Source organism: Xenorhabdus griffiniae, assembly GCF_015163655.1.
Classification (GTDB): domain Bacteria; phylum Pseudomonadota; class Gammaproteobacteria; order Enterobacterales; family Enterobacteriaceae; genus Xenorhabdus; species Xenorhabdus griffiniae.
Genome location: NZ_JADEUF010000142.1, coordinates 1 through 7,975, shown reverse-complemented (window position 1 = coordinate 7,975; position 7,975 = coordinate 1). Strand labels below are relative to the sequence as shown.

The 7,975-nt window shown below is 40.0% G+C and carries 14 protein-coding genes; 9 read left to right on the top strand and 5 right to left on the bottom strand.

Annotated elements, in window-relative coordinates; genetic code table 11:
- Positions 1-96 precede the first annotated feature (96 nt).
- From IQ211_RS16900 to IQ211_RS16880, 5 genes are all read right to left on the bottom strand, one after another.
- Positions 97-414 (bottom strand): hypothetical protein, encoded by a 318-nt coding sequence (locus tag IQ211_RS16900; RefSeq protein ID WP_189761075.1) that lies wholly within the window; start codon positions 412-414, stop codon positions 97-99.
- Positions 415-870: 456 nt separating this feature from the next.
- Positions 871-1,068, bottom strand: a complete 198-nt coding sequence (locus tag IQ211_RS16895) for a hypothetical protein (protein WP_189761074.1) — start codon at positions 1,066-1,068, stop codon at positions 871-873.
- Between the two features lie 28 nt (positions 1,069-1,096).
- The gene (locus IQ211_RS16890) at positions 1,097-1,543 is read right to left on the bottom strand and encodes a hypothetical protein (protein ID WP_189761073.1); all 447 of its coding nucleotides are present in this window, start codon (positions 1,541-1,543) and stop codon (positions 1,097-1,099) included.
- Complete coding sequence (locus tag IQ211_RS16885; protein ID WP_223281855.1) at positions 1,536-1,865, bottom strand: hypothetical protein; 330 nt, start codon at positions 1,863-1,865, stop codon at positions 1,536-1,538. The genes IQ211_RS16890 and IQ211_RS16885 overlap by 8 nt, the downstream gene beginning before the upstream one ends.
- A gap of 199 nt (positions 1,866-2,064) precedes the next feature.
- Positions 2,065-2,535, bottom strand: a complete 471-nt coding sequence (locus IQ211_RS16880) for a helix-turn-helix domain-containing protein (RefSeq protein WP_189761072.1) — start codon at positions 2,533-2,535, stop codon at positions 2,065-2,067.
- Positions 2,536-2,637: 102 nt separating this feature from the next.
- Here IQ211_RS16880 and IQ211_RS16875 point away from each other — a divergent pair, with 102 nt between their 5' ends.
- The 9 genes from IQ211_RS16875 to IQ211_RS16835 all read left to right on the top strand — a co-directional run bounded on the left by IQ211_RS16875 (position 2,638) and on the right by IQ211_RS16835 (position 7,832).
- Entirely contained in the window at positions 2,638-2,838 is a 201-nt protein-coding gene (locus tag IQ211_RS16875) for a Cro/CI family transcriptional regulator (protein WP_189761071.1), read from the top strand.
- Between the two features lie 126 nt (positions 2,839-2,964).
- Positions 2,965-3,312, top strand: coding sequence for a CII family transcriptional regulator (locus IQ211_RS16870; protein ID WP_189761070.1), 348 nt, complete (start codon positions 2,965-2,967; stop codon positions 3,310-3,312).
- A gap of 35 nt (positions 3,313-3,347) precedes the next feature.
- On the top strand, positions 3,348-4,040 hold the full coding sequence (locus IQ211_RS16865) for a GIY-YIG nuclease family protein (RefSeq protein ID WP_189761069.1): 693 nt from the start codon (positions 3,348-3,350) through the stop codon (positions 4,038-4,040).
- Positions 4,041-4,049: 9 nt separating this feature from the next.
- The gene (locus IQ211_RS16860; protein WP_189761068.1) at positions 4,050-4,925 is read left to right on the top strand and encodes a hypothetical protein; all 876 of its coding nucleotides are present in this window, start codon (positions 4,050-4,052) and stop codon (positions 4,923-4,925) included.
- Positions 4,925-5,647, top strand: coding sequence for an ATP-binding protein (locus tag IQ211_RS16855; RefSeq protein WP_189761067.1), 723 nt, complete (start codon positions 4,925-4,927; stop codon positions 5,645-5,647). Before IQ211_RS16860 ends, IQ211_RS16855 begins: the two co-directional genes overlap by 1 nt.
- A 23-nt stretch (positions 5,648-5,670) precedes the next feature.
- Positions 5,671-5,880: a hypothetical protein gene (locus IQ211_RS16850; protein WP_189761066.1), complete on the top strand. Its 210-nt coding sequence runs from the start codon at positions 5,671-5,673 to the stop codon at positions 5,878-5,880.
- Between the two features lie 160 nt (positions 5,881-6,040).
- Positions 6,041-6,991, top strand: coding sequence for a BstA C-terminal domain-containing protein (locus IQ211_RS16845; protein ID WP_189761065.1), 951 nt, complete (start codon positions 6,041-6,043; stop codon positions 6,989-6,991).
- 56 nt (positions 6,992-7,047) lie between these two features.
- Positions 7,048-7,488: a NinB/YbcN family protein gene (locus IQ211_RS16840; RefSeq protein WP_189761064.1), complete on the top strand. Its 441-nt coding sequence runs from the start codon at positions 7,048-7,050 to the stop codon at positions 7,486-7,488.
- Positions 7,485-7,832, top strand: coding sequence for an SH3 domain-containing protein (locus IQ211_RS16835; protein ID WP_189761063.1), 348 nt, complete (start codon positions 7,485-7,487; stop codon positions 7,830-7,832). Before IQ211_RS16840 ends, IQ211_RS16835 begins: the two co-directional genes overlap by 4 nt.
- Positions 7,833-7,975 lie beyond the last annotated feature (143 nt).

The window sequence follows — 7,975 nt, the reverse complement described above, 5'->3', positions numbered from 1 at the left end:
ATTTTTTTACTCATTTATCACCTTTGATTGTATTGTGATGATTCATCATTAATAAAAATTTAGCAATGACCTAGATCTCGTCGCGTGATTTACAACTCACACCCTCGCTGTCACATTCCCCGACGCCAGTCTACGGCGGGAGTTGGTTTTGGTTGAATACAGAGCGACGTCACTCATGCAGCAGGAACCGCTGTTGTTGTCACTCTCATCTTTCTTGAGTTGCGCAAATAAATTGGCCAGTACGTCAATTTCATCGACCGGCTGACCGAAAATACTGTCCCAAATTTCCCCTACTGAGCGATTCTTAGGTTTGGCTTCGTATTCAGCTCGCTTCCTGTCCCAGAACTCATTTTGTTTAGCTAAACGACGGGTTTTGGCATTTGCAGGTTTATTACTTCTCAGAATTTTTGTCATAACGCCTCCGTAAGTAAGTTTTGGTGGTGCAGTGATCGCTACGTTGTGACTCTATCGCAGATTGCGTCGACCGTAGTCCTGATACAGACATTCATCTGCGCTTGATGTCTGATTACTTTTAGGCTCAGTCACCACACCCCAAAACCTACTCAGCGGTTTAATGGGTTGCTCTAACACATAGTCAGAGCGCCAGAATTTTAAAGAGCGAACTTCCTTTTGCTTTTGGCTCCGTGCCGTTGATGTATTTAGTATCACTCCTAGTAATATGTTAGTCAACACTAATAGTAATAATATTTTATCACCATTAGTAATGTCATTGATTAATAAAGAAATAAATTTTTCTATAAGTGGGATATTGTGACTTATATCACTGACTGGTGATTGATTATTCGATTTGGCTAATGGCTATGTACGGGTATGTGAGAAAAGGTCACAAAAAAGCCCTCGTGGGGAGGGCTATTTTATAAACGTTTCAATGATTTTTGGTATCGCGGGTAATAGTTGAGAGAAGACAATGGCTCCAACAATCCACAAAATTATTTTGTTAGCAGAGCCTGTTACGTCTGATTTAGTAGCATAATTCGATTTGATGACAGCAAGAGAGGTTTTTATAGAATTTATATCTTCTTTAAGCTGCTTTAGATCCGTTTGCATATTGACCCCGCCCAAAATGTAATCATTTTTATGGTTTCTTCATGTACAGGTTTAGCAAAAACATAATGACAGGCATTCCTATTGAAAATAGCAATAGGGTCAAAAACCATATCTTAAGGCCACCGATTTTTGTATCTACTTGCTCAAAACTTGCTTTCTTGTTTACAGATGAGGATAGGCTATCCATCTTTTGCAGTATTAAAGCAACGTCACTATTATTGGCTTTACTCTCTACAGACGAAGAAAGGTTATCCATTTTCTGTAAAATCAGAGCAACGTCAGTTTTCACTACACCAATATCACTGGTAACTGATTTTAGGTCAGACTTCATATCATTCATAGTAGTTTTGATGTGTTCAACATCTGACTCAAGCCGCGCCACACGAGCTTCTAACATCTCATCACCTCCATCACCACCACCTATTTTAGATGGCAAATCACCTCTTATTGGGAACACATTGTCTGGTTTATTCATTGCTGTCTTTCTCCATGATAGCAGGATACTTTTGCTTTAACCATTCCAGAACTTGCAGAGAATCTATCATTATTACATTGCCACAATTTTTGCAAATAATTGAAATATAATAGTTATTTATTTTTTCGTGATAGATGCTTTCTGCTTTAACTACATTAACGTAAGGGCCAATTCTCATTCCAGCAGACAATACTCCAGCCACCCCAACTTGAGGAACAGTAAAATGAAGGTGACCACAAAGTCCACAGCGTGGTGAAATTTCTTTTGACTCAAAATATTCACTTAATATTTCGACTGTAATAAATGTCAAGTTTTCATCCATTAGAGCTATTTAACCTCTTGATTTTTAATATTTCATAGATTGATAATTAAACAAACTACCTACCTAACTACGCATTAATTCAGCAGGGATTACACCTAAGACATTATTAGACTGCGAGGCCGCGAAATGCGGCCTATATAAAAAATATGATCAGCATAACATTTCACAACGTTATGATTTACAGATGAAAATTCTTCTGCTAACTTGCTTTGATGCCACGTTTTGCCATCATTTCGGCAAAAATCGCATTAAAATGCGCCGATTTTGCCTTTAATTCGCGCAAGAAACGATCTGCTTCTTCTGATGGTAAACTATCGAACAGATCTAGTAGTTCTTTCTGCTGTTTTGTTAACTGGTTATTGGCTGGTCTCACTGTTTCAATATGTTCGCACAATGCACGAATGTATTGTGCCATTCCGGCAATTTCTGCCGCTAACGATGAACTAAAATCATCTACTGTAATCTCCAAAATTTCAGCGAATTTAGCTGCATGAGATACACCAATAGCGTTCTTCGCATTTAATAGCTGCGCAACAGCGCTCTGTCCCATACCCAGCTTTTCAGCCAATACCTCTTGGGACAATCCCAATGTTTTTTTCTTTGCCTCATATATTGCTTTAAGGCGATTTGCGTCCGAGATTTGCTCGTCGCTCAGTGGAATCTTCTTCATTACACGATTCTATAACTTAAAGTCATAATTACCAATTACCGTTAGTGTTGACTATTTTATTACTATAAGTAATACTCGTATCGAAACCAACAGGAGGATGACATGGAACGAATTCCGTTATCAGATTTTGTATCCCAAAAAGGGCAGGAAGAAACTGCCTCCCTATTTGGAATTAACCAAAGCGCGATTAGTAAGGCGCTCGCTATTGGGCGAAAAATTACAGTTATCATTCACCATGATGGGAAAGTGGAGGCAGAAGAATTAAAGCCATTCCCTGCTCATCGTCGTGAACATTCTGCTTAGGCTATCCGTTCTTTAACATCACTGGCGCCCTGAATACGTGTTAGGGCAATTCAACATCATCTATCTCAGGATAGTTGATACACCTGTATTTTTATTAAACGAAACTAAACATTAGGAATTTTACGTATGGATCACGCAAGTTACAGCAAATTATTCAGAGACAAGGAAAGTGAACTGATCAACAAACTCGTCCTAAAAGGCTCACGGAACGTAGCCCGAATAATTGGCGTCCATGAATCCCAAATCACTCGCTGGCAGCGCCCACAGAAAATCGATGACATGAGTTTCATTGAGAAAATGGCTCGGTTCCTGGTTGCTATTGAGTATGACTCACCAGACACAAACGTAGTGATAAACAGGGAGGATGCACAGAAATTAATAGCAGCACTGGAGTATATCCGATACCCCAAAAGAAAAACCTCGAAGGGTGCAACCTCCGAGGCTTCTGAAATGCAACTTGAGATAGGGATTTAGCGGTTCCCCGAAAATACATTTCGTTGGAGATAATTATGCACTTAGAAGAGATGGAAGTCCATAAAGGAATAATAACCCATGCGGAGTTATCGGAAGGTTTCCGGGTTGAGGGTTGGGTTTATGTACTCAGCAATAAATATATGCCGGGAATATATAAAGTTGGCATGACAACCACTTCACCAGAAGCAAGAGCAAAAGAACTGGCCTCTGCTACTGGTGTTCCTTGCAAGTTTGAAATAGCAGCCACTTTTTATTCAAGAGATCCCTCTAACGATGAAGCGACCGTGCATGACATGTTATTCGAATTTCGCATTAACGAATCCAGAGAATTTTTTGACGCCTCTTTGGAGGAAATTATAGCGGCTTGCGAAGGGGCGGGGCTTGTAAAAACTGGCGAACCCGTTGAGCGAATAGCTGACTATTACGACGTTATTTGTACTGAAAAATTAAATGAACTGAATCTTGATGCTTTGTTTGAAAGTTTGGGAGTCAGTATTTTTGGCTGCAAATTATCAGTAGCCGATAGATTAATAAGGTTTGCTGTTAAAAACCTCATAGAGAAAAACAGAGAAAGACCCCATTCACTTTTCTTCCAAAACGGAACTGCTTATCTAATTCAAAGTGAAGTGGATCAAATGCTCGAAGCTCACCTAAAGGAACAGGCTGCATTTATTGGCCCCCGTCTTCCCGTTCCATCAATAAACACAATAACAGATGTGCCTTTTTAAGGAGTTAACATGGCTAGGTCAAGAAACATCAAGCCGGGCTTTTTCACCAATGATGATTTAGCCGAGTGTGAACCATTAGCAAGATTATTATTCGCTGGTTTATGGACTATTGCTGATCGTGAAGGTCGGTTAGAAGATAAGCCTCGTAAAATTAAGGCAATGATTCTCCCTTATGATGATGCAAATTGTGATGATTTATTGCAGCAACTGCATAAGAAGAATTTCATCACCCGATATGCGGTAGATGGAAATGAGTTTATCCAGATTAATAACTGGAAGAAGCATCAAAACCCGCATTGTAAAGAAGCGGCAAGTGAAATACCTAAATACTGCGAGAGCAGTAAAGAGCCGAAACAAGCACAGGAAGAGAACAAAGAAAGCACAGAACAAGAACAGTGCAAGAATAGTGCAGAGCAACTGCAAATTATTGAAAATACAGAAACACAAGAAAAGCACAGTACTAATACAGTGCAAGAACAGTACAAGAACAATTTAAATCCTGCTGATTCCCTTAACCTGATTCCTGATTCCTTTAACCCTATAAACACCCAAGCCGAAAATCCGGCTTGCGTTGAGGAAAATCAAAATCGGCCTGCCAGTGTTCACCCCATGTCGAGCAAGTACGCATTTGAAGGGCAGATCATCCGCTTAAACCACAAAGACTATTCAGCATGGAAAAACCTATACCCGAATATCGATTTGCTGCATGAGCTTCAAAGGCTGGATCTGGAGTTTCAAGCGGAGAAACCGAAGAAATGGTTTATTACCACTAGCCAGAAACTGAATTACCAGAATAACCAGCAAGCCAATCGCTACAAACGCCGCGTTGGTGATCGCATTATTCAACCTGTACGCACAGAGCAATTCATTTCGGAGGATTTCTGATGAGCATGTCAACACTGGCTCGTTTTCATCGAATGATGCCTGAACATATCAAACGCAAATTCGCGAACGCTGAGGAGCTGATGGCATGGCATCGTGAACAGGGGGAGATTGATTCAAAGCGCATCATCGAAGAGAACAGGATTAGCCGACTAAATCGCATTATGGGCCGCTCTGGTATCAGTCCGTTACACCAGAATTGCACGTTTGATAATTACATCGCGACCACGCCTGAGCAGCAACGGGCATTAGTTCGGGCACGTCAGTATGCCGAAAATTTCGGCAACTCATTCGGCGGATTTATTTTCAGTGGTAATCCGGGAACGGGGAAAAATCACCTCGCGGCAGCCATTGGCAATCACATCATTCAGAACGGCAACAATATTTTGATTGCCACTCTGCCTGATTTGATGATGCGGGTGAGGGAAACCTACCAGAAAGACACGAAAATTAGCGAATCAGCATTGGTTGATGATTTGTGTGCTGTCGATTTGCTGGTGCTTGATGATGTCGGTGTGCAGCGTAATAACCTGAATGAGGATTTGATTATTTTTCAGGTGGTAGATCGGCGTCTGGCAAACAAAAAACCGGTTGGCGTGCTGACGAATTTAGATTTTGAGCAACTGACCGCTGTTTTGGGTGAACGGGTTATTGATCGCCTAAGAATGGGTACACCTACCAGCATTAATTTCAATTGGCAGAGTTACCGCCGCCAAGTTAAGTAACCCCCACCATAAGGACTTTTGAGATGACAGAGCAAGAAAAATTAGATGCAGACGCTAGACGACTAATAGAACGTAACAATCAAGCATTGCTTAGAATCATATCAAAAATTTGTCTAATCAAGACATCTAATGAAAATGATGAGCATGACCGCCAAGAGGCATTGCGTATAGCTAAGCATCAGAATACTGAAATCGAATTCTTCTTATTGGAACAAGATGCTGGGAATTTTTGAGCATGAATAATTACTTTCGTAATTATGTACATACCTCACAAAGCAAATAATTTTTTATCAATTAAGCGGTGAGAATTGTTTAGTATATGAATACTATGACAATGTTCAGCAAGCGGTGTCTGTCTAGGGTTTAGATGATCATTAAACAAGGTTAGGTGCCATGTCTAAATTATTTAAAAACAATGGATTAACTCAATTATCGGCTATTTCAGGTGCCACTCCCGTTCAGCAGCAACTCTTTCATGTGGAAAAGCAAGTTGAGATTGATGGCGTTGAAATGGGAGTTCTTGAAAGTGGTGTACCATTTTTATCAGGCCGTGGATTAGAACGAATGTGTGGGCTGGGGCATGGTCCATTCTACAGACTTACAATTAACTGGAATGATGAAAAAACAAAACCCAGAGGAAGAGAAATACAGAAAATACTCGAACAATATAATTACAGAGAAGATTCTTTATTTCTTAATGCTGAATTTAATGGAAGAGAAGTAAATGCATTCCCAGAACCTGTTTGCATGGCCCTTCTTCAGTATTATGCTTTCGTTGCTGATGAACCAAGAGAACAGGCTAAAAATGCATTTATAACATTAGCCAGAACTAAATTTACCGAGTATATCTATCAGGCTGTTGGTTATCACCCTAACCAGAAGAACATTGATAGCTGGAAACATTTTCACGATAGAATTGATTTAACTACAAGCGCAGTTCCTGATGGATTTTTTTGTATATTTACAGAAATAGCCTCAATGATTGTACCAATGATCAGGGCTGGGTTTGTCGTTAGTGATAAAGTTATTCCTGATATATCTGTCGGGAGAGCTTGGTCAGATTTTTGGGTAAAAAACTCACTTGCTGAAAAATATGGAGAAAGGGATAAATACGAGCATTATTATCCTGACTATTACCCGCAGTCAAAAAGTAATCCACAGGCACCATATGCTTATCCAGACTCCGCCTTGCCAGTGTTTAGATCTTGGTTAAAACAAAATTATATTATCAATAATTTTCCTAAGTATCTTTTAAATCAAGTTGGTAAAAAAAGCATTGGAAAGCAAGATGCGCTGAAGCTAATTTCTTTATTTGAAACTCCTGAGCTTCCAAATAAGTACTAATTCCAGCCCTCCCAAAGAGGGCTTTTTTATACCTGAGTAAATAACGGAGGTTAGAAATGGATAATTTCTGCCTACATGAATCAACCAAAAAATTATTTTACGACAACCTGAAACAACTACTCGCCACTCACCAAAAACTCAGTATCTCAATAAAACCTTACAAGCCCAGACGTAGCCTTTCTCAAAATAACCTTTCCCACAAATGGTACGACGAAATCAGTAAGTACCTGATTAAGTCTGGTCGTACTTGGATGACACCGAAAAAGGTTAAGCATGATTTGAAAGCAACCTATTTGGGCTTTAAGAAAGTCGAGTATACCGATTTTGTGACTGGCGAAATACATACAAAAGAGGAATTACGGAAAACATCGGAACTGGATACAGGCGACATGTACTACTACATGAGCCGGATAGAGGCATGGTGCGCTCAGTTCGGACTGGCTCTGACAATTCCTCATGACAGCGAGTACATGAAACTCAAACAGGAGGCAGGATGAATGTTAAAAATATTTCTCAGCATCCCAATGAGTTAATTGGTGAGCTTTATGAAGAAAATAACCGATTACGCAAGCAATTATTGATAACCAGACAGAGTTTAATCAGTGCTAACTCACGTTTAGATGCAGCTCAACGTGAATTGAGTTTGCGCAATTTTGATATCAGTTGCATGCCACCAATTTCTGTATCACCACAGATTAGACAATGGATGGACGAATATGGTGTGCCGTGGGAAGCGCTATATTGCCAGATCTGCCGCAGTTGGTTTTCTGATTTAGATAGTGCATTCCCATACCATTTGGAAGGATGCAGGTGTAAATGTGATGAAGAGCAGGATCAATGAGGTATTTAATATTTATCGGATTTTGGACAGCACTCATGCTGATTATGGGATTGGTGTTAGGGGGATAAGGTGGCAAAGTTTCGACAACGGAAATGTAAAGAATGCAGTGAGTGGTATCAACCAGAACGGCAATTACAAAATAC

Coding starts and splice junctions, on each gene's coding strand:
- IQ211_RS16890 (WP_189761073.1), bottom strand. CDS start 1,543: ATGAATAAACCAGACAATGTGTTCCCAATAAGAGGTGATTTGCCATCT.
- IQ211_RS16865 (WP_189761069.1), top strand. CDS start 3,348: ATGCACTTAGAAGAGATGGAAGTCCATAAAGGAATAATAACCCATGCG.
- IQ211_RS16895 (WP_189761074.1), bottom strand. CDS start 1,068: ATGCAAACGGATCTAAAGCAGCTTAAAGAAGATATAAATTCTATAAAA.
- IQ211_RS16855 (WP_189761067.1), top strand. CDS start 4,925: ATGAGCATGTCAACACTGGCTCGTTTTCATCGAATGATGCCTGAACAT.
- IQ211_RS16850 (WP_189761066.1), top strand. CDS start 5,671: ATGACAGAGCAAGAAAAATTAGATGCAGACGCTAGACGACTAATAGAA.
- IQ211_RS16885 (WP_223281855.1), bottom strand. CDS start 1,865: ATGGATGAAAACTTGACATTTATTACAGTCGAAATATTAAGTGAATAT.
- IQ211_RS16880 (WP_189761072.1), bottom strand. CDS start 2,535: ATGAAGAAGATTCCACTGAGCGACGAGCAAATCTCGGACGCAAATCGC.
- IQ211_RS16835 (WP_189761063.1), top strand. CDS start 7,485: ATGAATGTTAAAAATATTTCTCAGCATCCCAATGAGTTAATTGGTGAG.
- IQ211_RS16900 (WP_189761075.1), bottom strand. CDS start 414: ATGACAAAAATTCTGAGAAGTAATAAACCTGCAAATGCCAAAACCCGT.
- IQ211_RS16870 (WP_189761070.1), top strand. CDS start 2,965: ATGGATCACGCAAGTTACAGCAAATTATTCAGAGACAAGGAAAGTGAA.
- IQ211_RS16840 (WP_189761064.1), top strand. CDS start 7,048: ATGGATAATTTCTGCCTACATGAATCAACCAAAAAATTATTTTACGAC.
- IQ211_RS16875 (WP_189761071.1), top strand. CDS start 2,638: ATGGAACGAATTCCGTTATCAGATTTTGTATCCCAAAAAGGGCAGGAA.
- IQ211_RS16845 (WP_189761065.1), top strand. CDS start 6,041: ATGTCTAAATTATTTAAAAACAATGGATTAACTCAATTATCGGCTATT.
- IQ211_RS16860 (WP_189761068.1), top strand. CDS start 4,050: ATGGCTAGGTCAAGAAACATCAAGCCGGGCTTTTTCACCAATGATGAT.